Annotated in this window: 26 protein-coding genes; 12 read left to right on the top strand and 14 right to left on the bottom strand. The window is 68.1% G+C overall.

Annotated elements, in window-relative coordinates; translation table 11 throughout:
• Positions 1-36: 36 nt before the first annotated feature.
• On the bottom strand, positions 37-1,308 hold the full coding sequence (locus tag WOA58_RS01390; protein ID WP_340602335.1) for a S8 family peptidase: 1,272 nt from the start codon (positions 1,306-1,308) through the stop codon (positions 37-39).
• A gap of 144 nt (positions 1,309-1,452) precedes the next feature.
• On the opposite strand from WOA58_RS01390, the gene WOA58_RS01385 reads away from it, so the two are divergent.
• Positions 1,453-2,280, top strand: coding sequence for an alpha/beta fold hydrolase (locus WOA58_RS01385; protein WP_340602334.1), 828 nt, complete (start codon positions 1,453-1,455; stop codon positions 2,278-2,280).
• 2 nt (positions 2,281-2,282) lie between these two features.
• On the opposite strand, the gene WOA58_RS01380 is transcribed toward WOA58_RS01385, so the two are convergent.
• The 3 genes from WOA58_RS01380 to WOA58_RS01370 are packed head-to-tail and all read right to left on the bottom strand — an operon-like array spanning position 2,283 to position 4,389.
• Complete coding sequence (locus WOA58_RS01380; RefSeq protein ID WP_340602333.1) at positions 2,283-3,002, bottom strand: fumarylacetoacetate hydrolase family protein; 720 nt, start codon at positions 3,000-3,002, stop codon at positions 2,283-2,285.
• 21 nt (positions 3,003-3,023) lie between these two features.
• Positions 3,024-3,725, bottom strand: a complete 702-nt coding sequence (locus WOA58_RS01375) for an HAD family hydrolase (protein ID WP_340602332.1) — start codon at positions 3,723-3,725, stop codon at positions 3,024-3,026.
• The gene (locus WOA58_RS01370) at positions 3,718-4,389 is read right to left on the bottom strand and encodes an SOS response-associated peptidase (RefSeq protein WP_340602331.1); all 672 of its coding nucleotides are present in this window, start codon (positions 4,387-4,389) and stop codon (positions 3,718-3,720) included. Before WOA58_RS01370 ends, WOA58_RS01375 begins: the two co-directional genes overlap by 8 nt.
• Before the next feature lie 83 nt (positions 4,390-4,472).
• Between WOA58_RS01370 and WOA58_RS01365 the strand changes: the two genes are divergently transcribed.
• The 5 genes from WOA58_RS01365 (at position 4,473) to WOA58_RS01345 (ending at position 9,282) form a co-directional block, all read left to right on the top strand.
• On the top strand, positions 4,473-5,492 hold the full coding sequence (locus WOA58_RS01365) for a sodium:calcium antiporter (protein WP_340602330.1): 1,020 nt from the start codon (positions 4,473-4,475) through the stop codon (positions 5,490-5,492).
• Between the two features lie 36 nt (positions 5,493-5,528).
• Complete coding sequence (locus tag WOA58_RS01360; protein WP_340602329.1) at positions 5,529-6,761, top strand: ornithine cyclodeaminase, nickel-pincer nucleotide-dependent; 1,233 nt, start codon at positions 5,529-5,531, stop codon at positions 6,759-6,761.
• Positions 6,762-7,062: 301 nt separating this feature from the next.
• On the top strand, positions 7,063-7,194 hold the full coding sequence (locus tag WOA58_RS01355) for a hypothetical protein (RefSeq protein ID WP_340602328.1): 132 nt from the start codon (positions 7,063-7,065) through the stop codon (positions 7,192-7,194).
• The gene (locus WOA58_RS01350) at positions 7,191-8,252 is read left to right on the top strand and encodes an isocitrate lyase/PEP mutase family protein (protein ID WP_340602327.1); all 1,062 of its coding nucleotides are present in this window, start codon (positions 7,191-7,193) and stop codon (positions 8,250-8,252) included. Before WOA58_RS01355 ends, WOA58_RS01350 begins: the two co-directional genes overlap by 4 nt.
• A gap of 79 nt (positions 8,253-8,331) precedes the next feature.
• Positions 8,332-9,282 (top strand): phytoene/squalene synthase family protein, encoded by a 951-nt coding sequence (locus tag WOA58_RS01345; protein WP_340602326.1) that lies wholly within the window; start codon positions 8,332-8,334, stop codon positions 9,280-9,282.
• A gap of 37 nt (positions 9,283-9,319) precedes the next feature.
• Here WOA58_RS01345 and cruF read toward each other — a convergent pair whose 3' ends face one another.
• From cruF to WOA58_RS01325, 4 genes are read right to left on the bottom strand one after another with little or no spacing between them, the layout of a single operon-like run.
• Positions 9,320-10,147, bottom strand: a complete 828-nt coding sequence (cruF, locus tag WOA58_RS01340) for a bisanhydrobacterioruberin hydratase (protein ID WP_340602325.1) — start codon at positions 10,145-10,147, stop codon at positions 9,320-9,322.
• 45 nt (positions 10,148-10,192) lie between these two features.
• Positions 10,193-11,029 carry an alpha/beta fold hydrolase gene (locus WOA58_RS01335; RefSeq protein WP_340602324.1) on the bottom strand — a complete coding sequence of 279 codons (837 nt, stop codon included), beginning with the start codon at positions 11,027-11,029 and terminating at the stop codon, positions 10,193-10,195.
• Positions 11,030-11,060: 31 nt separating this feature from the next.
• Positions 11,061-11,891 (bottom strand): prenyltransferase, encoded by an 831-nt coding sequence (locus tag WOA58_RS01330; protein WP_340602323.1) that lies wholly within the window; start codon positions 11,889-11,891, stop codon positions 11,061-11,063.
• Positions 11,888-13,426, bottom strand: a complete 1,539-nt coding sequence (locus WOA58_RS01325; protein ID WP_340602322.1) for a phytoene desaturase family protein — start codon at positions 13,424-13,426, stop codon at positions 11,888-11,890. The genes WOA58_RS01330 and WOA58_RS01325 overlap by 4 nt, the downstream gene beginning before the upstream one ends.
• 81 nt (positions 13,427-13,507) lie before the next feature.
• Here WOA58_RS01325 and WOA58_RS01320 point away from each other — a divergent pair, with 81 nt between their 5' ends.
• Positions 13,508-13,657, top strand: coding sequence for a hypothetical protein (locus WOA58_RS01320; protein ID WP_340602321.1), 150 nt, complete (start codon positions 13,508-13,510; stop codon positions 13,655-13,657).
• Positions 13,658-13,794: 137 nt separating this feature from the next.
• On the top strand, positions 13,795-14,502 hold the full coding sequence (locus WOA58_RS01315; RefSeq protein WP_340602320.1) for a hypothetical protein: 708 nt from the start codon (positions 13,795-13,797) through the stop codon (positions 14,500-14,502).
• On the opposite strand, the gene ppc is transcribed toward WOA58_RS01315, so the two are convergent.
• Positions 14,499-17,207, bottom strand: coding sequence for a phosphoenolpyruvate carboxylase (gene ppc, locus WOA58_RS01310; RefSeq protein WP_340602319.1), 2,709 nt, complete (start codon positions 17,205-17,207; stop codon positions 14,499-14,501). The two genes, WOA58_RS01315 and ppc, sit on opposite strands and share 4 nt — an antisense overlap.
• Positions 17,208-17,273: 66 nt before the next feature.
• Entirely contained in the window at positions 17,274-18,035 is a 762-nt protein-coding gene (locus tag WOA58_RS01305; protein ID WP_340602318.1) for a hypothetical protein, read from the bottom strand.
• Between the two features lie 240 nt (positions 18,036-18,275).
• Between WOA58_RS01305 and WOA58_RS01300 the strand changes: the two genes are divergently transcribed.
• Both WOA58_RS01300 and WOA58_RS01295 read left to right on the top strand, forming a co-directional pair.
• A complete protein-coding gene (locus WOA58_RS01300; protein ID WP_340602317.1) occupies positions 18,276-18,944 on the top strand; it encodes a DUF305 domain-containing protein in 669 nt (222 codons plus the stop codon).
• A 277-nt stretch (positions 18,945-19,221) separates the two neighbouring features.
• A complete protein-coding gene (locus WOA58_RS01295) occupies positions 19,222-19,473 on the top strand; it encodes a hypothetical protein (protein WP_340602316.1) in 252 nt (83 codons plus the stop codon).
• Positions 19,474-19,494: 21 nt separating this feature from the next.
• On the opposite strand, the gene WOA58_RS01290 is transcribed toward WOA58_RS01295, so the two are convergent.
• Positions 19,495-19,818 carry a transcription factor S gene (locus tag WOA58_RS01290; protein WP_340602315.1) on the bottom strand — a complete coding sequence of 108 codons (324 nt, stop codon included), beginning with the start codon at positions 19,816-19,818 and terminating at the stop codon, positions 19,495-19,497.
• Between the two features lie 139 nt (positions 19,819-19,957).
• On the opposite strand from WOA58_RS01290, the gene WOA58_RS01285 reads away from it, so the two are divergent.
• A complete protein-coding gene (locus WOA58_RS01285; protein ID WP_340602314.1) occupies positions 19,958-20,110 on the top strand; it encodes a C2H2-type zinc finger protein in 153 nt (50 codons plus the stop codon).
• Between the two features lie 11 nt (positions 20,111-20,121).
• Here the strand turns inward: WOA58_RS01285 and WOA58_RS01280 are convergent, their stop codons facing one another.
• On the bottom strand, positions 20,122-21,087 hold the full coding sequence (locus WOA58_RS01280) for a beta-ribofuranosylaminobenzene 5'-phosphate synthase family protein (RefSeq protein WP_340602313.1): 966 nt from the start codon (positions 21,085-21,087) through the stop codon (positions 20,122-20,124).
• A gap of 52 nt (positions 21,088-21,139) precedes the next feature.
• The gene (locus tag WOA58_RS01275) at positions 21,140-21,598 is read right to left on the bottom strand and encodes a universal stress protein (protein ID WP_340602312.1); all 459 of its coding nucleotides are present in this window, start codon (positions 21,596-21,598) and stop codon (positions 21,140-21,142) included.
• A gap of 96 nt (positions 21,599-21,694) precedes the next feature.
• Between WOA58_RS01275 and WOA58_RS01270 the strand changes: the two genes are divergently transcribed.
• Positions 21,695-23,071 (top strand): GntP family permease, encoded by a 1,377-nt coding sequence (locus tag WOA58_RS01270; protein WP_340602311.1) that lies wholly within the window; start codon positions 21,695-21,697, stop codon positions 23,069-23,071.
• On the opposite strand, the gene WOA58_RS01265 is transcribed toward WOA58_RS01270, so the two are convergent.
• Positions 23,068-23,955, bottom strand: a complete 888-nt coding sequence (locus tag WOA58_RS01265; protein WP_340602310.1) for a dihydrodipicolinate synthase family protein — start codon at positions 23,953-23,955, stop codon at positions 23,068-23,070. The two genes, WOA58_RS01270 and WOA58_RS01265, sit on opposite strands and share 4 nt — an antisense overlap.
• Between the last annotated feature and the right edge of the window lie 2 nt (positions 23,956-23,957).

Genomic DNA, 23,957 nt, shown 5'->3' with positions numbered 1-23,957 from the left:
CGGTGGCCCTCGATCGGGGGACGACGACAGATCCGTCTACGGCGGGCCACCGTTGCCGCCGCCGGGGGTGCCGGCCTGTTCGACCGTGTTCAGGGCGTTGATCCGGCCGGCACCGAACTCCGGGCTGCTGCGGCCCGGAACGAGCTCCGCACCCTGCGCGATCGCGTTTTCGACCTGGTTGGCATTGCCGTCCGGGTCGATCTCGCGGACGAGGGCGACCAACCCCGCGACCTGTGGCGCCGCCATCGAGGTGCCCGCCTTCCAGCCGTACGTTCCGTCGGGCTCCGTCGAGAAGACGAGGTCCGTCTGTTCGAAGTCGTCTTCGTCTGCAGTGCCGCCACCGGGTGCGCCGACCTCGATCTCGTTGGTCCCGTAGTTCGAGTAGAAGGCGAGCTCGTCGTCCGGTCCGCTCGCGGAGACGGTCATCACGCCCTGAACGGTGCCGGGGATGTAGAACCGGCCGCCCTGCTGGAGGTTCGTCTCGGCGTTGCCCGAGGAGACCGTCTGGACGGTCCCGCGTCGGGCGGCGTCCTGCATGACCTGTTGAACCGCGACGCGCAGGCCGTCGCTGTTGGCCTGTGGCTCGTAGGGTCCGGCACCCAGGCTGTAGTTCGCGACGTCGGCACCGATCTCGGCGGCGTAGTCCGCCCCCGCGAGGATGTCCGCGAACGAGCTGCTATCGGGACCGAGCACTCGAACGGAGACGATCTCGGCGTCCGGCGCGGTGCCCGTGACGCCCTCCGCACCCGTCGCCGCCGCGGTCCCCGCGACGTGGGTACCGTGGTCGCCGCTATCGCCGATATGCGGCGCGATCTCCCCACCGTTGACGACCGAGACGCTCAGCTCCTCGTTGAAGTTCCCCGCGAGATCCGGGTGCGTGCCGTCGACGCCGGTGTCGGCGATCACGATCCTCGACCCCTCGCCCGTCGCGTGGTCGTGGGCCTCGAACGTATCGGTGATCTCCTTGTCCCACTGGTTTTCAGTGTGCTCGGCGTCGTCGGTCGTCCGCGGTGCGGTCTCAACCGGTTCGGGAAAGTCGACCTCGAAGTTCGGCGTCACGCCGCTGACGCCGCTGGTCGAGCCGAGTTCCTCTTCGGCGTCCGCCGGCCCCGACACGAGCAGTACCGAACCGCCTGCGAGCTCCCGCGTCACCGAGAACTCGGCGTTCTCGATGGCGTTTCGTGAGCCACCGGTCACGATATACGTCTCCTCGGGATCGGCGCTCGCCGTTCCGACCGCACCCACCGTCAGGCCTGAGGCGGCGATGCCCCGCAGCAGCCGCCTCCGTGTCGTGTTTATACTTACCATCTACAACAATATCGATAGGAGTCGTGAAATAAAATGTTTTTCTAGTCTTTGGATAAATAAAATGGAATATGGGTAGAATTAGATCCACTATGGTCTGGTTTCGGAAAGCGAACCCTTCAGGGGTGTTCGTCCCGTATACAGGTCGTGACTACTACCGACACCGCGCCGATCGGGCTCGCGTACGACGACGACGGTTCGGGCCTCCCCATCGTCTTCCTCCACGGCGGCTGGCTCTCGGCCGAGAGCTGGGCGGGCCAGCGCGAGCGCTTCGGCGACGAACACCGGATCGTCGTCCCCGACCTCCGTGGGCACGGCCGGACCGGCCCCTCGGACGCGCGCCGATACTCCGTCGACCTCATGGCCGACGACCTTGACGCGTTGCTCTCCGATCTCGGGATCGAGGAGTGCGTGCTCTGTGGGCTCTCGCTGGGCTCGATGGTCGCCCAGAGCTACGCCGCCCGCCACCCCGATCGGATACAGGGGATCCTACTGGCGGGAGCGGTCCAGACGTTTCCGCCGGTGGCGATGCCGCGGGCGATGAAACGGGCGCTCTCGCCGCTGCCGATGCTCGGGAGTTCGCTCGCGTTCACCGGTAGCGGGGCGACCTTTCGCTCGCTGCTCTCGACGATCCGCCCGCTGACGGGCGGGCCATGGCTCGCGCGCGATCCCGAAGTTCGTGAGGCGGCCCTCGAAACCGTCGACACGATGTCGAAATCGGAGTTCAAAAAGGTATTCTCGGCGCTCTACCGGTTCGAGCCGCCCGCGCTTGACGGGCTCTCGGTTCCCGCACGGGTCGTCTACGGCGAACACGAGGTCCCGCCGGTCAAGCGCCAGAGCAAGGAGCTCGCCGGGGCGCTGGGAAGCGACGTCTACAAGGTCGCGGGCGCCGCCCACCTCGTCAACCAGGACAGCCCCAACGGGTTCAACCGCGTCCTGTCGGGCCTGCTCGAGGAGGTCGAGGGCGGCGTCTAGACCTACCGCTCCGGGTCCGCGACCGTGTTCCGTAGCGTGCCGACGCCCTCGTAGGTGATCTCGATCTCGTCGCCCGGTTCGACGGTCCCGGGGTTCGCGGGGCTGCCGAATGCGACCACGTCGCCCGGCGAGAAGGTGAACCGTTCCGAGAGATACGAGACGACCTCGTGGGCGTCGAACAGCATCAGCTCGGTGTTCGCCTCCTGTCTACGCTCGCCGTTGATCTCGGTGTGCATGTCGATCCCCCGCGGGTCGAGGTCGGTCTCGATCCAGGGACCCAAGGGCCCCGAGCCGTCGAACGCCTTTCTCGCCGTCCGATCCTGCTGATCCAGCGCGTCCATGTCGTTCATGATCGTATAGCCCCGCACCACGTCGGGGACCTCCTCGGGGGCGACGTTCTTGCACTCCTCGCCGATCACCGCGGCGAGCTCGCCGGCGTAAGTGACCTCCTCGGAGAAGGTCGGATACGGAATCGGCGTTTCGGTGGGCAGCACCGAGACGGGCGGCTTGATGAAGAAGTCGGGCTCCTCGGGGCGCTCGTAGTCCATCTGGTCGAGCGTCTCGGCGTAGTTGCGCCCGACGCAGTAGAGCGCCGAGGGGAGACACGGCGCGAGCAGGTCGTCGCGTTCGACCGCGTACTCGCCGTCGTCGGTGCTGAGCGTGCCGTCCGAGAGCTCTCCCTCTCGAACCCCGTCGTCGGTCAGGGCGCGTGCGAATCGCATGGGCTACCCTGGAGACTCGCCCTATGTAGCTGATTCCATATCCGGCGCGAACGCATCGCCGTCGCCCCGGCAGATCACGGGCAGGTCCGCTAGACTTCGGATCTCGTAGGTCGGCGCGGCGGGCAGCTCGTAGCCCTCGCGGTGGGGCCGGCGGATGAACGCACAGTCGAGGCCGGCCTCCTGGGCGGCCAGCACGTCGACGCCGCTGTCGCCGACGTACAGCGCGTTCCGGGTGTCCAGATCGGTCAGCGCGCGCTCGATGTAGTAGCTGTTCGGTTTCTTCCTGTCGATCCCCTCCAGCGTCGGCTCGCGGCCGTAATGGGTCTCGAAGTACGGGTGGAGGTCGTAGTGATCGAGGATGAACTCGATGGTCCGGTGCTGGTTGTTGCTGACGACGCCCAGGTCGGGTGCGAGCTCGTCGAGCGCGTCGACGTCCCCGTAGAGGGGTTTGCCGCCGTTCTCGATCGACTCGCACTGGGCCCGCGAGGCGTTCATGTCCCGCTGGTGCCAGAACTCGGCGGCGTCGACGTCGTGTTCGGCGGCGAGTTCGTTGATCGAGTCGCGCGTAACTCCGAGAAGCGCCTCGACGGCCTCCTCGGACGCAGAGACGCCGAACTCGCCGTAGGTCTCGCGGATCGCCTCCCGGAGCACGCGGCGCTCGGTGGGCTCGACGAGCACGCCGTCGTTGTCGAAGACGACCGCGTCGTAGACGCGCTCAGACATCGGCGGCCTCCCTGACGAGTTCGGGCGAGTCGTTCGCGGGGCTGTTGACCGCCGTCGGGACGGGATAGGCCCGCAGGTCGTCGGCTGCGGCGAGCGAGAATGGCTCTCCCGAGAGCCACTCGCGTTCGCGCTCGCGGTCGAGGATCACCGCCATGCGGTGGTGGAGGTCCGCCACGACGCCCTCGGGCTCGGTCGTGACGACCGCGAACGTCTCGATCGACTCGGATTCGTCGTCGGCGTCGCCCTCGCTCTCGGCGAACGAATCGAGGCCGGTCTGGCGTGTCGGTGGCTCCCAGCGGGTCCGGAGCCCGGCCATCGCGAACGGCTCGCCGTCGCGGCGGGTGACGTAGTAGGGCTGCTTTCCGCTGCCCTCCTCGACCCACTCGTAGAAGCCGTCGGCGGGAACCAGACACCGCTTTGCGTCCGTGAAACTGGGCTTCTCGTCCATCGTCTCCGCGCGGGCGTTGATCAGGTCACGCTCCTCGTCGGCCCACGCGGGGGTCAGCCCCCAGCGAGCAGTGGTGATCTCCTCGCGGTCGTCGGGGACGATCGGAAGCTGCTGGCTCGGGGCGGCGTTGTACGTCGGGTCGACGTCAGGGACCGGCACCGAGAACCGCTCGGCGAGCTCGTCGGGCGGCGTGAACAGGGCGTAGCGTCCGCACATGGTCCGAAGGAGGCGTCGAGGTACCATAAGCGTCGGCGTCGCGGAACGACACCGGTTTACTCCGCGGCGGATACCGAAAGGGTATGTGGGCGCTCGCGTGGTTCGTGGCCCTGGCGCTGTTCGGGACCGCCGTCGTCTGGCGGGCCAGCGGCTGGCTCGAGACCTCGGCCGATCAGCTCTCGGCGTACTACGGGCTGCCCGCGATCGTCCAGGGGTCGATCGTCGTCGCGATCGGCTCCAGCTTCCCGGAGCTGATGACGGCCGTTCTCGCGCCGCTGCTCCACGGCGAGTTCGAGCTCGGCGTCGGCGCGATCATCGGCTCGGCGATCTTCAACGTGCTCGTGATCCCCGCGCTCGCGACGATCTCGACACCCGGCCCGCTGAACGCCGGCCGGGACCTGGTCTACAAGGAGGCGCAGTTCTACATCATCTCGGTCGCCGTCTTCCTGCTGATGTGCTCCTTTGCGGTGATCTACTACCCCGTCGGCAACGGCTTCGTCGGGACCATCACGCCCGGGCTCGCGCTGATCCCGCTCGGGGTCTACCTCCTCTACGTCTTCATCCAGTATCAGGACACCGCGGACCACGAAGCGCCCACGGTCTCGGGGATCAGCGCCCCGCGCCAGTGGGGGTTCCTGCTCGCGAGCCTCGCGCTGATCACGGTCGGCGTCGAGGCGCTGGTGCGGGCGGCGATCGGCTTCGGCGAGTTCTTCGGGACGCCGAGCTTCATCTGGGGGCTGACCGTGGTGGCGGCCGCCACGAGCATTCCCGACGCCTTCGTCAGCGTCACCGCCGCGAGAAACGACCGCGAAGTCACGAGCGTCGCCAACGTCCTCGGCAGCAACGTCTTCGACCTCCTCGTCGCGATTCCGGCGGGGGTGATCGTCGCCGGCATCGCCGGGGCCAGCGCGGTGACGATCGACTTCGTGGTCGCGGTCCCGCTCGCGGCCTACCTCGTGCTCGCGACGATCGCGCTGTTCACCCTCATGCGGACCGACTTCGAGCTCGAACACTGGGAGGCATGGGTGCTTCTGGGACTGTACGTCGCCTTCCTCGTCTGGCTCGCGCTCGAATCGCTCGCGTTGATCGACCTGCTCGTCTAACGCAGGGGCTTTCACCCGCGCGCGTAATGGGCGGGTATGAGCGTTTCGCGCACGGTCGAGCTGGAGGGGCATATCATCGACTCGGGCATGATGGGGCGGTGTTTCGGCATCGTCATGGACATGGACGGCTGGTTCGACATCGAGCAGTTCGACGTCGGCACCCGGAAACACGAGGAGACCTACGCCCGGATGCGCGTCTCCGCGGAGGACGAGGACACCCTCCACGAGATCCTCCACCAGCTCAACCAGAACGGCGCGACCCTCGAGGACCCCGTCGACGCCGGGATCGAGCCCGCGCCCGCCGACAAGGTCGTCCCCGCGGGCTTCTACTCGACGACGAACCACCCCACCGAGATCCGCCACGAGGGAAACTGGATCGAGGTCGATCGCATCGAGATGGACTGTGCGGTCGTGATCGAGGACGGCGGGGAGGAGCCACGCGCCTACACGAAGGTGCTCAACGCGATCGAGGAGGGCGATCTGGTCGTCACGGGTAACACGGGTATCCGCGTCAACCCCCCGGAACGCCCGCGGAGCTCGGAGGGCGCCTTCGGGTTCATGCAGGGTGGGGTCAGCAGCGAGCGCCCCGCGACGACCCAGATCGAGAACGTCGCCGGGGCGATCGCCGAGACCAAGGAACGGGGCGGGAACGTCATGGTCGTCGCGGGCCCCGCGGTGATCCACTCGGGGGCGCGAAACGACCTCGCGCGGCTGATCGGCGAGGGCTACGTCGACGCGATCAGCGCCGGCAACGGCTTCGCGGTCCACGACCTCGAACGCGACCTCTACGGCACCTCGCTGGGGATGGACGTCGAGACCCTCGAACACCCCCGGAAGGGCCACAAACACCACATCTACACGATCAGCGAGATCATCCGCTCGGGCGGGATCGACGAGGCCGTCGAGGAGGGCAAGATCGACTCGGGGATCATGTACGAGTGCGTCGAGAACGACGTCCCCTACGTGCTCGCGGGCTCGATCCGCGACGACGGCCCGCTGCCCGATACGATCACCGACTCGATCGAGGCCCAGAACGCGATCCGCGAACAGGCCCACGAGGCCGACATGGTACTGATGCTCGCGACGCTGCTTCACTCGGTCGCGGTGGGCAACTGCCTGCCCTCGACGACGCGGGTCGTCTGTGTCGACATCAACCCCGCGACCGTCACCCAGCTGCAGGACCGCGGCAGCGCCCAGACGATCGGCATGGTCACGGACATCGGCACGTTCGTCCCGCTGCTCGCCGACAGTCTGCTCGACGAGGAGTGACGGCGGGGCGCGGGCCCCCCGCATCGGAGCGCTCTCCTCGTACTATCGCCCGTTCTCCGATCTTCACCACTGATCCCCGGCACGGGCGGCGCCGTGGATAGTGGCGTGCTAACTTCCATCAATATTATTCATTAATGTCTACGACACCTCCTTGCCCAATATAAAATGATTAATCGTTATAGTTAAATACGAAGGTGGAGTCCGGGCTATTGTCGTGATCGATCATGTACGTAAGCGGTTCAACGCCCGATCGCACCGTCCCCGAACCGAACACACCCGACGACCCACACGAAACCCACAGATGTACACCGACACCGACAACACCGGACTGCCGATCGTTCCGCAGCTGACCCGCGAGGAAACCGACCGCGAGACCATGGAGGAGGAGGTCTGGAGCCACCTGATCGAGGAGCCCACGGAGGACGACCGATGATCGACGAGATCGGCGATACCGACACCACCGTCAGGGACATCGACAACCCTGCCGCCCGGGAGTTCCGCCGGAAGCTCGAGGACCAGACGTTCACGTTCGCCCCCGGCGTCTATCACGCGCTCGACGCCCGCCTGGCCGAGATGACCGGCCACGACGCCGCCTACATGAGCGGCTACTCCACCGTGTTGGGCCAGTTCGGCTTCCCGGACCTCGAGATGGTCTCGATGACCGAGATGGTCGAGAACGCAAAGCGGATGGTCGACGCCTGTACGATCCCGATCGTCGCCGACTGTGACACCGGCTACGGCGGCGTCCACAACGTCCGGCGTGCGGTTCGCGAATACGAGCAGGCGGGCGTGGCGGCGATCCACATCGAGGACCAGACCACGCCCAAGCGCTGTGGCCACATCGCGGGCAAGGAGATCGTCCCCCGCGAGAAGGCCGAGGCGCGGTTCTCGGCGGCCGTCGACGCCAAGCAGAGCGAGGACACCGTGATCATCGCCCGCACCGACGCCTACGGCAGCTCCAACGGCGATTGGGAGGAACACCTCGAACGCGGCCGGCTCTACGCCGACTGCGGGGTCGACCTGGTCTGGCCCGAGATGCCCGACCCGAGCCGGGAGGACGCGGTCAACTACGCCGAGACGATCCACGAGACCCATCCCGATCTGGATCTCGCCTTCAACTACTCGTCGTCGTTCGCGTGGTCCGAGCAGGACGACCCGCTGACGTTCGAGGAGCTGGGCGAGCTGGGCTATAAGTACATCTTCATCACGCTGTTCGGGCTGCACTCGGGCGCCCACGCGGCCTACGAGGACTTCGCGAACATCGCGGAGAACGACGAGCAGGCCCAGTTCGATCTGGAGGATCGCTACATCGGCCACCCCACCGAGTCCCACCACGAGCTCTCGCAGGTGAGCCGGTACCAGGACGTCGAGACGACGTTCGACCCCGAGGCTCGCGCGCGAATCGAGGGCTCGGAGGGGTTCGCCGAGGACCGTGACACCCTCCAGACGGCCGAGGACGGAACCAAAGGCGAGGCCGAAAGCGACGACTGATCGCGCCCGGTACGGATATATTCCGCACAAACAACTAATAATCGGGCCTCCCTAGTCGAAATCAGGGATCAAGCCCGAAATGGTAGAGAGAGATCACATCGCGCAGAGTAAGGCGATCCATCGCCGAACCGGTCGGACCTTCTACTACGCCACTCGGCTGCTCCCGGACCGGGTTCGGAAGGCCACCTACGTCCTGTACGCGTTCTTCCGCGTCGCCGACGAGGTCGTCGACGACGCAGAAGGGGTGGCACCCGACGAACAGCGCCGGCAGCTCGAGTCGCTGCGCGAGCAGGCGCTCGGACGGGCCGAACCCGAGGGCCCGGTCCTCGCGGCGTTCCAGGGCGTCAAGGAGCGCCACGACATCACCGACGAGGACGTCGAGGAGTTCGTCGACGCGATGCTGACCGACATCGAGACCCACCGCTACGACAGCTACGCGGAGCTCGAGGCCTACATGAACGGCTCGGCGGCGGCCGTCGGGCGGATGATGACCGCCGTCATGGGCCCCGAGGACCCCGACAGCGCGCTGGTACACGCGACGGCGCTGGGCGAGGCGTTCCAGCTGACGAACTTCGTCCGGGACGTCCGGGAGGACATCGTGGATCGCGACCGGATCTACCTCCCTCAGTCGACGCTCGAGGAGGAGGGGATCACGAACGAGCAGCTCGAGCGCTTCGAGATGGACGAAGCCGTCGCCCGGGCGGTCCGAACGGAGCTGGCGCGGGCCGAATCGCTCTACCGAAAGGGCGTCGCCGGCATCAAGTACCTCCCGCGGGACTGTCAGCTGCCCGTGTTGCTGGCCGCGGTGCTCTACGCCGAGCACCATCGGCTGATCCGGGACGTCGACTACGACGTGCTCACCAACGAGCCCGAACTGAGCACGATCCGGAAGCTCTGGCTGGTCGCCCGGGTGCGCTGGCGCTGGCAGTGGAACTCCGATCCCGAGGCGGTTTTCCACCGGGTGAGCGCCGTCTCCGACCGACCGAAACGGACCGCGGAGCGCCACGGCGAGCGCCTGCCGACGCGCTGACGCACTGACGCGCCGACCTGTGGGCCCGCGGCCATCTCTACAGGACGTCGAAGTCGAACCAGTCGCTCGTGATCAGCGTTCCCGCGAGCCCCAGCGCTAGCGCGACGGGGACCCAGTTGCCGAAGTAGGCGTTGATCAGCCCCCACAGCAGCAGGAAGCTCACCAGGTCGTCGAGGAAGAAGCCACACTCCTCGAGGCGATCGAGCACCGCCCCGTGGTCGAAGGAGAGCTGGACGATCGAGACCGCCACCGTCCCGCTCAGCAACCAGCCGAGGTAGTTCATCGCGGGCACGCCGTAGTAGGCTCCGGGAGTGTCCCAGCCCCAGAAGCCGAGCGCGACCGCGCCGGGATCGAGGATCAGGTCGAGGGTGATCACGATCGAGAGCGTGAGCACGAACCGGCGGGGCAGGGAGCTCTCGCCGAGGAAGAGCAGCGCGAGCAGGTAGCTGTTGAGCAGGATCGGGAAGTAAAAGACGGGGAGCCCGAGCGGGACGAGCCCGGCCAGCATCGGCCCGAGCTCCAGCCCGTAGGAGAACTCGCCGTAGGGCAGTCCCGTCAGCACGCCGGTGAGCTCGATCCCCCAGGTGAACAGCGCGAGGACGGCGAGCCCCGCGAGCGCCCGGCGATCGATCAGCGGGACGAGCCCGGCGACCAGCGGCGAGATCATCACGAGGTTTGCCCCGATCAGCAGGTACGGGTTCATCGCGAGCCCCGCCGGGAGCAGCCCCTGGCGGCCCGCGATCAGCAGGGCGACGCCGACCAGCGGGAAGGTGACGGCGATCGTGAAGCGGTTGTTCTCGACGACGCGTTCGAGCGTCGACTCGACGCGACGTCGGGTCGGCGTCGCCACGGCGGCCTCGCTCACCGCCGACACCTGCCAGTCATCGCCGGGGGTTCGGACGGGGCGTACTTATTCCCATCCGTTCCCCGACATCCGATCGGAGTCCAGAAACCGCCGGAGTTCCCGGGTGAACGCCAGCGGGTTCTCCATGTTCGCGGTGTGGCCCGCATCGGGGATCACCGCGGAGCGCGCGTCGGGGACGGTCCGCTCGACGTGTGCGGCGTGTTCGAACACCGACCGGCTCTCGAACTCGCCGTTGAGCACGAGCGTCGGCGCGTCGATGGCGGCGAGGTCCGTCTCCCGAAAGCCGTAGATCGCGTCGAGGACGGCGTTGAACGATCGCGTGTCGAAGCCCGCCATCGTCCCGCGGACGTACTCCCGCACCGCGGGGTCCCGACCGAACCAGTCGGCGCTCCGGGTGAGCCGCGCGAGCCGGAACGCCCAGTCGACGTAGCGTTCGGGCCCGAGCAGCCGAACCGTCCCCGTCATCGACCGCTTCGGGAAGAGGAGGCTCTGGAGGCGGTCGGACCAGGTGAGCCGGGTCGAAACCGCCGTGTCCGCGAGGACGAGGCCCGACAGCTCGTCGTAGCGGACGGCATACAGCTGGGCGACCATCCCGCCCAGCGAGAGCCCGCAGACGGCGGGCCGTTCGAGGTCGAGCGCGTCGATCAGCGCGCGGAGGTCGGCCGCAAGAAGCTCGATCGTGTAGTTGCGCTCGGCGGAGGAGCCGGTCCGGCCGTGGCCGCGCAGGTCGTAGACGATCACCCGGTACTCGCCCGCCAGGGCCGCGACCTGTGGCTCCCACATCTGACGGTCGACCCAGGCGCCGTGGACGAAAACGAGGGGTGGGCCCTCGCCGTAGCTCTCGTAGTAGGTCTCGATGTCGTTCGTTTCGACGTGTGGCACACGTTCACTACATCTGGCCGCGCCATGAGGGTTACCCGTAGACGAGCATCCAGAGCCCGCCCATCGTGAACAGCGCGCCGACGACGGTGTTGATCGCGGGGAACCACCAGTAGGCTCGCGAGACGTCGAGATCGGTGAGCGCGACTACGAGGGTGAAGACCGGGTAGACGAGGAAGAGCGCCCCCAGTCGAGCGTCGAGAGCGCCGAAACACACGGCCGCGACCGTCCAGCAGCCGACGCAGTAGGTGTAGGTCCGATCCTCGCCCAACAGCGTGGCGGTCGTCTCGATCCCCGCCGCGCGGTCGGGTTCGATGTCAGGGATCGCGCTGAAGGTGTGCATTCCCATCGTCCAGAGCCAGCCCCCGACGATCGCCAGGGGAGGCGGCTGGCTTCCCGCGAGCGCGACGTACGCGGCTGCGCCGGGCGCGAAGTAGAGCCCGTTCGAGACCGAGTCGAGGAAGGGCGTGGTCTTGAACCGCGCGGGCGGGGCGCTGTACTGAACTCCTAAAAAGTAGAAGACCGTGACCCACAGCAGGCTTCCCGTGGGGAGCAGCGGGATCAGCCCGAGGCCGAGCAGACCGCAGGCGAGCACCGCGGCGGGGACGACCCGCTGGCCGCCGTAGCGCACCTCCCGGTCGTCCTTCTTCGGGTTCGCCTCGTCGACGTCCGAATCGAAGACGTCGTTGACGCCGTAGAGCAGGACGTTCGCGGGCACGAGGAAGAAGGCGAACAGCGCGAGCACCGGAAGCGAGAACAGCTCGCCGGGCTCGCCCGCGCCGAAGACCGCTCCGACGAGGACGGGGCCCGCGAGGTAGAGCCAGAACCGCGGCCGCGAGAGCGCCAGCAGATAGCGCAGCGTCATCCCTGCCGCGGGTAGTCCTCGGCGACGGCCTCGGCGGTCAGCTGGCCGCTGATCAGACACATCGGGACGCCGATCCCGGGCGTGGTGTAGGAGCCGGTGAAGTAGAGCCCGTCGACCTCCTTCGAGCGGTGCGGCGGACGGAAGACGGCGGTCTGATCGAGGGTGTGGGCGAGCCCCAGCGCCGTCCCCTTCATGCTGTTGTAGCGCTCGGCGAAGTCGTCGATCGTGAACAGCTCCTCGAAGACGATCCTATCCCTGAGATCGACGCCGGTGTTCTCGGCGATGTCCCGAAGAACGAGGTCACGGTAGCTCTCACGGATGACGGGCCGGTCGTCGAGTCCGGGCGCGACCGGGACGAGCGCGAAGAGGTTCGAGTGACCCTCGGGGGCGACGTCGTCGTCGGTCTTCGAGGGGACACAGAGGTAGTAGGCGGGGTCGTCGGGCCACTCGGGCTCGTCGAAGACCTTCGCGAAGTGCTCCTCCCAGTCCGACGGGAGGACGAGGGTGTGGTGTGCCAGCTCCTCGAGGTCGCCCTCGACGCCCAGGTAGATCAGGAACGCGGAGGGCGCGTAGGTCCTCGACTCCCAGTACTCCTCGCTGTAGCCGCGTTTCTCGGGGGGCAGGAGATCGAGCTCGGTGTGGGCGTAGTCGGCGTCCGAGACCACCAGATCGGGGAGGAAGGTGTCGCGCGCCTCGACCTTGAATCCGCCCGCGCGGCCCTCGATCGCCTCGACCGGCTGGTCGGTGTGGTAGGTGATCCCGAGCTCGTCGCCGAGCTCGACCATCCCGTCGACGACGCCGCCCACGCCACCCTCGGGATAGTGGACGCCGAGGTTGAAGTCGACGTGGCTCATCAGGTTGTAGAGCGCGGGCGTGTTGTTGGGTGCCCCGCCGAGGAACACGAGGGTGTACTGCATGACCTGCTGGAGCTTCGGGTGGTCGAAGTACCCCTCGACGTGGTCCTGCATCGAGCCCAGAAGCGAGAGCCCGCGGGCGTTTCGCATCACCTCGGGGTCGGCCCAGTCGCGAAACCGCGGGCGGTCCTCGTAGACGAAATGCTCCATGCCGACCTCGTAGTTGAGCTCGCTCTTCTCGAGGTAGCGCTCTAAGGCCTCGCCGGCGCCCTCCTCGTAGGCCTCGAAGGTCTCCTTGGTCCTCTCGAGATCGGGCGAGATGTCGACCCGGTCGCCGTCCTCGTGGGCCTCGATGCCGGGTGCGGGGCCCGAGGGGCGCGGCCCCTCGTTGTCCTTGAAGAAGATCCGGTAGTGGGGGTCGAGCCGTTCGGTCGCGTAGTAGTCCTCGGGCGAGCGCCCGAAGTCGCCGAAGAAGCGCTCGAAGACGTCAGGCATCAGATACCACGACGGCCCCATGTCGAAGCGAAAGCCCTCGGCCTCCAGCCGGGACGCTCGACCGCCGAGCGACCCGTTCTTCTCGACGACGTGGACGTCGGCGCCCGTATCGGCCAGATAGCACGCGGCCGAAAGCCCACCGAACCCGCTCCCGATCACGACGACTGACTGCTCCGGCAGCTCCATACCGCCCCTCGGGCCGTCGGCGGCATAAATCCGGGTGGCGCGGAGGTGGAGGGGTATTCCCCCGGGGCCCGTAGGCGGGACATGGACGATACGACGGCAGTGGTGACGGGCGTGAGCCGGGGTATCGGCGAGGCGGTCGCTCCGCTGTTCGTCTGGGCGGCGGGCCTCGACCCGGCCGAGTTCGACTGCGAGGCACTCGGACTCCGCGAGTGGAAGCGATCGATCCGCTAGGCGGCCGCTCCGCCCCTCGTGACGTCCCACGGTCGGTTCCCGGGGGGCCTTAGGGGTGGGAACCCGTGGCAAATATCGGGTTCCTAACTGTCGTTAATAACACAAATGCTTAATGAGCGCGCCCCCATCCGGGAGTCATGAAGGAGGGTGACGACGAGGCCGCCGGGCTCGACGAATCACGCCGCCGACTCCTCCGCATCGGCGGCGCCGCCGCAGGTGGGCTCTCGATCGTCGGCGCGTCGAAGACCGTCGGCGCCGGGGGCGGTCCGCTCGCGCGCGAGGGCGGGCTGCCGTTCGACGGCGAGCCCGGGGGCGAGTCCCATTCGGCCTGCGGGGATGACGGCCCGACCGAGCCGGACGCGAGCGACCCGGACGAGCGCTACCGCCAGCTGCTCGAACAGGGTCTCGAGATGCGCGACGCCAACCAGCCGAACCTGAACTACGGCACGATCCGGTCGGTGCTCGGCGACAGGAACGGCGAGTTCGACGGCCATCTGGTCTTCTTCGCCGCGAGCGACTTCGGCGAGCCCCGCGTGTTCCTCCCGGCGGGGCTCTCGAATCGGGACGAGGCGCTGCAAGCGATCCTCGATCGCGTTCACGAGCAGAAGTGGCGCGCGCGTGACTCCGGGCTCCGTGACGTCCGGAGCCAGCTGTTCGACGAGGTACCGGGAATCCACCAGGGGCTGGCCGCGCTCTACCGCGAGAACGGCAGCGCCGCCTACGACATCGACTTCCCTTGGGATGGGGCCTACAACTTCGTGACGATCCGCCAGGCGGTGGGGCTGGTCGACTGGACGACCAACGCCCAGGAGCCCTGGCTTGACGGGCTGCGCCGGACCTACTAGCCCGTGTTCTTCATGCCGGCGGCGATCCCCTTGACCGTGAGCCGCAGGGTTCGCTCCTCGGCGTCGGTCAGGTGCGTCTGGCCGAGCAGATGGGTCTGGAGCAGGTTCAGCGGGTCGACGTAGGGGTTACGCCGCCGGAGGCTCCCCTCGAGCCAGTCGCGACGCACCAGCCTGTCGCGACCGGTGATCTCGAGCACCAGCTCCGTTGCGCGTTCGTACTCGCCCTGGATGCGCGGGAAGAACGAATCCCGGAGCGAGGGGTCGGCAAGCCCGGCGTACTCGGCGGCGATCTCCATTTCCGTGCGAGCGAGCGCCAGCGAGGCGTTGTCGAGCGTCGTCCGGAAGAAGGGCCACTCCTCGTACATCTCGCCGAGCAGCTCGGCGTCGCCGCCCGATTCGAGATAGGCGTCGATCCCCGACGCGAGCGCGTACCAGCCGGGGATGATACAGCGCGACTGGGTCCAGGAGAACACCCACGGGATCGCCCGCAGGTCCTCGACGGTTCGCTCGCCGCTGCGGGAGGCGGGCCGCGAGCCGAGGTTGAGCTCCTCGATCACCGTGATCGGCGTCGCCTGCTCGAAGTAGCGGACGAACCCCTCCGATTCGAGCAGGTCGCGGTACTCCTCGCGGGCGGCGTTCGCCATCGTCTCCATCGCCTCGGTCCACTCCTCGGCGACGTCCTCCTCGGGCTCGTGGAGGGCGTTTCGCCGCGCGAGCACCTGTGCGTTGACCATCTGCTCGATGTTGCGCTCGGCGATCCGGGGGTTGGCGTACTTCTCGGCGATCGACTCGCCCTGCTCGGTGAACTTCACCTGCCCCGAGACCGACTCGTTGGGCAGCGCGAGCAGCGCCCGGTTCATCGGGCCGCCGCCCCGGGAGATCGACCCGCCGCGACCGTGGAACAGTCGCATCGTCACGTCGAAGTCCTCGGTGATCTCCGCGAGCCGACGCTGGTTGTTGTACAGCGACCAGTTCGCGGCCAGGAAGCCGTTCTCCTTGTTCGAGTCCGAGTAGCCGAGCATGATCTCCTGGGTGTCGCCCCGCGCGGCCAGCGCCTGGCTGTAGGCCTCGTTCTCGAACAGCGTCCCCATGATCCGCCGGGCGCCCGACAGCGCGTACTCGGTCTCGAGCAGCGGGACGATGTCGATCCCGGAATGGTTCGGCAGCGCGATAACCCCGGCCTGCTCGGCCAGGAAGAGCACCTCGAGCACGTGGCTCGGCTCCTCGGTCATCGAGATGGCGTAGGTGTCGATCGCGTCGTCGCCGTACTCGGTCTGCCAGTCGGCCAGCCGGGCGAACAGCTCGAGCACCGTGCGGGCGGTCTCCGAGAGGTCGGCCTCCTCGTCGCGATAGAGCGCCTCGGGGTCGATCACCCGCTCGTCCTGGACGACCGCCTCGGTGAGCGTCTCGACGCGCTCCTCCTCGGAGAGGTCGCGGTAGTCGATCCCCTCGAGCGCGAGCGCCTCGGCGACGGCCTCGGTGTGGTTCTGCTGGTGGTCCCGGAGGTCGAGGCTCGCGAGCGAGAAGCCGAAGGTGTCGACCTGCCGGCGGAGCGGGTCGACGTGGGCGGCGACGACGCTGTCGGCACCGTTTCGCCGGGCGCTCTCGGCCAGCACGTCCAGATCCGCGCGGAACTCCGCCGCGCTCTCGTAGCCGCCGGGCCGCACGTCGTCGATCCGGTTGAGCCGCTCGCGCATCAGCTTCAGCTTCTGGCGGTAGGGCTCGCGTGGGTATCGGTCCTCGGCGCCCCGTGCGACCTCGGGGAGGCGCTCGCGGTCGGCCGACAGCGACTTCTCGAACTCGGGGCCGACGGCGATCCGGCTGCCGTCCTGGCTCATCACGCCCGAGAGCCGTTTGAGGGCGTCGCGGTAGCGCTCGAGGACGACGGTCCGCTGACGGTCCAGGGTCTCGGCGGTCACCTCGGGGGTGACGTAGGGGTTGCCGTCCCGATCGGAGCCGGCCCACGAGCGGAACTCGAACAGTTTGGGGACGTCGATGTCGTGGCCGGCCTCCTCGAGGGCCGTCTCGAACTCGTTGTAGACCTCGCCGACGACGTCGAACAGCGTGTTCTCGAGGTACCACTGGACGTTGATCGCCTCGTCGGTCGGCTCGGGCCGGCGGTTCCTGACCTGCGGGGTCTGCCAGAGGCTCACGACCTCGCTCTCGATGTCGCGCTCGACGTGGTCACGCTCCTTGTCGGTGAGCGCGCGCTCGTCCAGAGTCTCCAGATCGACCGCGACCGAACGGAGCTTCGACTTGACGGTCTTTCGCCGCGCCTCGGTGGGGTGGGCGGTGAAGGTCGGCTCGATGAGCACGTCGTCGAGGATCGCCTTCGCCGTCCGCTCGTCTTCCTCGGCCAGCGCCTCGGCGGCGACCTCGAGGCTGTCCTCCAGGGAGTCCTCCTGGGAGGCGCTGCGGATCGCGCGGACCCGTTCTCGCTCCTCGGCGAGGTTGATCAGCTCGAAGTAGGTGGTGAAGCCGCGCGCGACGATGCTCTCGCGGTCGGGCCGGAGCCGGTGGAGGATCTGGTGGAGCCCCTGTCGCGATTCCGCCTCGCCGTCCCGGTAGGCGATCGAGGCGGTTCTGAGCGTCTCGACCGTCTCGAAGTCGTCGCGGGAGGCCTGCTCGCTGATCGTGTCGCCGACCAGCGCACCGAGTTCCCGGACGTCCTGATTGACCGTCCGGTTGTGTAGCTCGTCGTCCATGCGTGTCCCCAACACGGCCCGTCTCTAAAATCCCCTGTTATGGACGAACGTTGCCACGGATCCGAGTTAACGATCGCGCTCCCCCCGACGGCTCCGTCGTGGCGGGGCGGAGAGACGGGCCCGGCCGCGGTCGGCGAGCCGGTACTTCCCCCGTTCGACCCGCTCGACGAACGAGCGTCGTTCGAGCTCGCTCAGCCGTCGGTTGACCTCCTCGCGGCTGTGTCCGATGTTGTACGCGACGACGGCGGGGGTCAGGACGAGGCCGGAGGCCGCGTACGTCTCGAGGATGCGGTCGTCGATCGGGCGCATCCAGTCCTCGCGCGGGCGCGTCGGACCCGTATCGCGGATCGCGGCGTCGAGGCGTCCCTCGAGGGACGGGTCCGTCGTCGCGAGCGAGTAGAAGCCGACGACGACGAGCAGGGCTCCGAAGCCGTGAGCCCAGTGGATGAGCACGGGGGCGAACAGTTCGGCGAGCAGCCCGCCCCCGACGAACGCCGCCACGCCCGTGACGACGGCCAACGGCGCCGGCTCGTAGCTCCCCAGCGGGATCGGCGTTCGTCGGTGGGCGTCCGCCGCCAGGCCGAGGGCGCCGACGATCGCCAGGTACTTGCTCCCCCCGAGCAGCGTCGTCTTCGTCGCCTCCGGGGCGACCAACAGGAGGGCGTGGTAGACGGTCGCCACGCCCATGACCACCGCCAGGGCGGCGACGACCCGGCCGATCGGCGACCCGCGAACCGCCCGCCAGGAAAGCAGCGAGAGGATCCCCGCACCGCTGCCCGTCGCTACGGCGAAGGGGAGGCTGATCGCCTGAGCGGTCGCGGCGGGCATATCTAGGCCTTGGTTCGTATGGCAGATAACGATATGGGTGCGCGAGGGAGCCGCTCGATTACGGCGTCGTTAACGACCGTTCGGCCGGCGCCTCACCGAACCGTGAGCGAACGGCGGCGGGCTCCGGCCGCCGCTCACTAATTGTTTTCTACGGTTCATAGGCACATAATAACGTGGCGAGCGGGAGACCGTCCGATGGGGCGACGGGAACCGTCCCGGCGCTTCGATCAGGTGACATCCATGACGAACCCAACGACGCGACGACGGGTCCTGTACGCACTGGGCGCCGCAAGCACGGTCGGGATCGCCGGCTACGGGGCGGCGGCCGAGGACGGCGAGGAACCGGACCACGAACACGACCACCACGGGGACGGTGATCACGACGAGCACGACCATCACGAACACGAGGAGCACGACGAGGAACGTCACGAGGAGTACGACGGCGAGTTCAACCACGCGGACGTCGAGTTCATGCGAATGATGATCGTCCACCACGAGCAGGCGATCGAGATGGCGAAGCTGATCCCGGGTCGGACCGACCGCTGTGAACTCCGCGAGCTCGGCCCCGAGATCATCGACGTCCAGGAGGAGGAGATCGAGCAGATGCACGAGTGGCTCGCGGAGGCCGGCGCCGACCCCGATCACGCGGACCACATGGACCACGGCGAGATGGAGGGGATGCTCTCCGAGGAGGAACTACAGGAGCTTCGCTGTGCGGAGGGTCGGGAGTTCGACTGCCTGTTCGTCGAGGGGATGATCGTCCACCACGAGGGCGCGATCGAAATGAGCGAGGACGTCCTCGAGGACGGACGAGCCGATCGCGTGGCCGACCTCGCGGAGGAGGTCATCGAGGTCCAGGAGGCGGAGATCGAGCAGATGGAGGACTGGCAGGACGAGTGGGGCTGCTGAAGGGATAACGGAACTTCATCGGCGAACGGACGATCTCGCGTGATGGATGGCGGACTGCTACTGCCGACGGACATGAACCCCGGGGTCGATCGGGCGATCGAACACGCCATCGACGCGGCCCAGCGGTACGACGCGGAGCTGCACGTGCTCTAAGCGGTCCCCGTCCTGCCGAGGGGATTTTCGAAGACCCCCGTCACGATCCAACCCTCCCGCCTCACCTCTGGTATGCTTCTCAGTTATCAACACGCCTAACGCCTCCGGCGCCCTCCCTCTAGGCATGCCCACCTACGCGTTGACTCCGATCGAGGACCTGGGCATCGAGATCGATCGGGACGACCCCCGGATCGCGATCCTCACCGGGAAACCGGGAATGGAGTCGTTCTTCGAGGGCGATGGCGAGGCGACGTACGTCTGTGCGGACTGCGGGGCGACGGTAGCGGAGAACGTCAAACGAGGGGCGATCGGGGACGTGGGGTTCGAGTGTCTCGGATGCGGAACCCTGCTCTACATGCCGGCCCACGACGCCTGAGCCTCCGGCTCCCGATCGGCTTCAGTTGTACTCGCGCCAGCGATACCCGCACTCCTTACATTTGAAGAACCTCGTTGGGGGTTCGTCGGCACTGCCGGTCTGCTTGATCGTGTACCAGGCCTCGCCGTTCCCACACTCCTCGCAGGTCACGTCCCGCGCGGTGGGTTTGCCCTCGAACTCCGCGCCCTCCTCGGTCTCGATGAGCTCGTCGCCGCTCTGGGCCTCCGTCGAGACGAACTCCGATTCGGATTCGCGGTCGCGCGCGACCCGTTCCCCACAGGAGCCACAGACCCACTGCTCGCCCTCGGCCTTCATCATCGACCCGCACTCCGGACAGAACTGCATGAGAAGAGTCTACGCGGCTCTCACCCCACAACCCACGGGATCCGGCAACTTTCGTCGCCGAACCGAGGGTCGTGTGCCCGTATAACACGCCTGCGACGGCAAGTATGTACTTGATTATCGTTCCTGAAGTATCGGGGCCATGGTATCCGATCCCAGGGACGACGAGGAGACCGAGGAGGACGACGAGTTCCGCTGTACGATCTGCAACGAGACGTTCGAGGACCAGCAGGCGTTGGAGCGACACGGCGAGGAGGAACACGAGGGCGACGAGGACTACAGCAAACAGCCGTAGCAGGAAGTGGGTCAGTCGATACGGACGCCCTCGTTTCGCCCGGCGACAACCCGTACCTCCCCGCCGACGCCCGCCCGCGAGAGCGCCCGCCGTCCGGCCTCGTGAGCGTCGTCCGCGCGCGCCCGATCGGTGACGCCGTAGACGGTCGGCCCCCACGAGGACTGGCCGGCGCCCTCGATCGCGGGGTCGGACTCCAGTTCGCGGACGAGCTCGCCGACGGGCGGGCGATACACCCCGCCCTGGGCGTCGGCGTACCACGCGCCGTTGAGCCGGCCGACCTCCGCGACGCCCGCGCCGAAGGTCGCGAGATCGTCCCCGACGACCGCGGGCAGCACCCGCCGCGTACAGATGGCGGTGACCTCGTCGGCGATCCCGGGGCTCGCGCGCTCGACGACCGAGCGCATGTCGTCGTCCTCCTCGCGGCCGCTCTTTCCGGGTTCGACGTCGGGAACGACCACCAGGAAGCGCCAGTCGTCGGGAACCGGATGGCGCGCGATCACCGGCGGCACCTCCCAGCTCCCGTCGCGGGGCCGCTCGGCGGTGAAACGGGTCGTCGGGTGGCCCGCGTCGAGGACGAACCCGCCCGACTCGAAGGCGGCGATCCCGACGCCGCTTCGCCCGCCCCGCCCCAGTAACGGAGCGCGCTCGCGGACCCGTGGCTCGCGGCCGTACGCGCGGGCGATCCCTGTGAGGACAGCCAATGCGAGCTGCGTGCCGCTACCGAGCCCGGCGTGGCGCGGGAGCGTCTCGCGGATGGAAACGCGCGCGCCCGGCACGTCGAGCAGCTCGACCGCCCGGCGGGCGTATCGCTCGGCGTCCGGGTGTTCCGCACCGATTCCCTCGGCGCGCTCGCACTCGACGACCAGCCGCGGCTCGGAAAGCGCGAGCCCCAGGCTCCCGTAGAGGCGCTCGTGGGCCAGCGAGAGGTTCTGGAAGCCGAAGTGGAGCCGGCCGCCGGCGGAGACCCGGACCGTCATCGGCGGGGGTTCGGGCGGTCGGGGGAAGGGCGTTTCGACGGTGACGATCCGGTCACTCGTCGGGCCGGACCAGCAGCACCGGCGTCGTGGCGTGGCGCGCGACCTTGCCGGCGACGTCGCCGAGCAGGAACTTCCCGACCGCGCTGCGCCCGCGCGCGCCCATCACGATGAGGTCCATCCCCTCGTCGGTCGCGTAGTCGGTGATCACCTCGGCCGGGTCGCCCTCGACGACGGCCGCCTCGGCCGCGACGTCCTCGGCCCGGGCGCGTTCGACGGCCGCGTCGGTGAGGTCGCTGCCGGCCTCCGCACGGCGCTCTTGCATCTCCTGGCGCTCGGGGGAGTTGCGCGAGAGTTCGCTGACGGCTTCTGCCGCCCGACCGGAGCCCCGATCGTCGACGACGTGGAGCGCGTGGACGGTGCTTCCGAACTTCGCGGCGATGCCGACGGCGTGCTCGACCGCCTGATCAGCCTGATCGCTCCCGTCGACCGGGACGAGGATGGTGTCGTACATACTCGAACGTCGGCGAAGCGCCACATAACTGCTGGGGACGAACCACCGACCCGGCATATAAACGATTATACTCCACCCCGGACGAGGGCCGATACCATGGTACTCTCGAACCCGCTCGTCCCGTTCGTGATCGGCGTGGTCGCGGTCGTACTGTTGCTCGTCTGGCTGAAGCTGCCCGCGTTCGTCGGGCTGATCCTCGCGGCGATGGCGATCGGGATCGCCACGCCCGAGCTCCCGTTCGCGACCGTTCCCGAGGAGCTCGCGGAGGCCTTCGGCGACACGATGGTCGACATCGGGATCCCCATCCTGATGGCGGCGATCATCGGGAAGTGTCTGATGGACAGCGGGGCCGCAGAACGCGTCGTCCGGGCCTTCCTCTCGATCACCGGCGAGGACAACTCCGAGTACGCGCTGCTGGGCTCGAGCTACGTCCTCTCCATTCCCGTCTTCTTCGACAACGTCTTCTACCTGCTCGCGCCGCTGGCCCGCTCGATGAAGGCCCGGACCGGCGTGAAGTACTCGCTGTACATCTCGGTGCTGGCCTCGGGGGCGCTCGCGACCCACATGCTCGTCCCGCCGACGCCGGGTCCGCTCGCCGCCGCCGGGAGTCTGGGGGTCGATCTGGGTCTCGCGATCCTGATCGGCGCGATGGTCGCGCTGCCGGCCTCGCTGCTCGCGGGGATCGTCTACGGCACCTATCTCCACGGCCGCGAGGACTTCCCGCTGCGCGACGCGATGGGCTCGACTCCCGAGAGCCTCGAGGAGAAGGCAGAAACCCCGACCGCACAGCTCCCCGGTCTGTTCGAGTCCGGGATGCCGATCCTCCTGCCGGTGGTGCTGATCGCCTCCTCGACGATCGCGAACGCGCTCGCAGAACAGGGAGTCCTCGCGGAGGGAGGTTCGCTCGTCCAGCTTACCACCTTCGTCGGGAACGCGAACTTCGCGCTGACGGCGGCAGCGATGGCGGCGGCGTTCACCCTCTATCGCCTCGAGATCGGCGACCGTGAGGAGTTCAGCGAGGAGCTGACGGAGGCGCTCAAGAGCGGCGGCAACATCATCGCGATCACCGCCGCCGGGGGGACCTTCGGCGCGATGCTCGCGGCCGCGGGCGTCGGCGAGTACATCGCCGAGGGGCTCGCGGCGCTCGGCATCTCGCTTTTGATCGCCGGCTGGCTGATCGCCGCGGTGATCCGGGTCGCGCAGGGCTCGGCGACGGTCGCGATCCTGACGGGCGCGTCGATCATGGCGCCGTTGCTGGACGCGCTGGCGGCCCACCCGGTCTACATGCTGATGGCGGTGGGCTGTGGCGCGATGATCGCGCCCTGGTACAACGACAGCGGCTTCTGGATCATCAGCGAGGTCGCCGGCATCACGCAGGTCGAGACGTTCAAGACCTACTCGGCGACCGCGACGATCATGTCGATCACGGGGCTGGTGATGGTGCTCGTGCTCTCGACGGTGCTGCCCTTCTAGACCGAGAGCGCCCGGTCGACCGCCTCGCCGATCTCCTCGCGGGCCTCCTCATCGAGCGCGACCAGCGGCGGCTTCACCTCGTCGTTCGGGATGACGTCGCGGTGGAGCAGGGCGGCCTTCGTCGCGGGCGCGAAGCCGTACTCGGCACAGAGGTCGAACAGCGGCGCGATCGCCTCGCGCTGGAGCTCGGCGCCCCGCTCCTCGTCGGCGCTCTCGATCAGTTCGGCGAACACCTCGGGGATGACGTTCGCGAGCGCGTGGACCCCGCCGTTCGAGCCCATCCGCAGCGCGGGCACCAGCAGGCTGTCGAAACCCTGGAAGAGGACGAACCCCTCGGGCGTCTTGCGGTCGACCGTGAGGAAGTAGGAGAGGTCGCCACTGGTGTCCTTGATCCCACGCACCGAGTCGTGCTCGGCGAGCGCTCCCACGGTTTCGGCGGGGATCTCGTTTCCGACGTACATCGGGATGTTGTAGAGATACAGCGGCAGGGCGGTCTCCTCGGCGATCGCCTCGAAGAACTGCCGGGTCCCCTCGGCGCTGTTGGCGGTGTGGAAGTACGGGCCGACGATCGCGGCGGCGTCCGCGCCCGCCGCTTCCGCCTCCTCGATCCGGTCGAGGATCTCGGGGACGCTCGTGCCCGCCGCGCCGGCGATCACGGGCGCGTCGCCCGCTGCCTCGGCGACGGTGCCGATCACCTGCTGGCGCTGTTCGGGTGTGAGGCTGGCGAATTCCCCTGTGGTGCCGCAGGGGAAGAGGCCGTCGACGCCGCCGTCCAGAATGAACTCCGCGAGCGAGGCAAGCGACTCCTCGTCGACCTCCCCGTCGTCGAGGGGGGTGACGATCGGACACAACGCGCCGGTGAACGAACTGTCGATCGAACTCATCG

Origin of the sequence: Halalkalicoccus tibetensis (genome assembly GCF_037996645.1) — an archaeon.
GTDB classification, from domain to species: domain Archaea; phylum Halobacteriota; class Halobacteria; order Halobacteriales; family Halalkalicoccaceae; genus Halalkalicoccus; species Halalkalicoccus tibetensis.
Note: the sequence above shows the minus strand (reverse complement) of the source record. Positions and strands in the feature narration are given on the sequence as shown.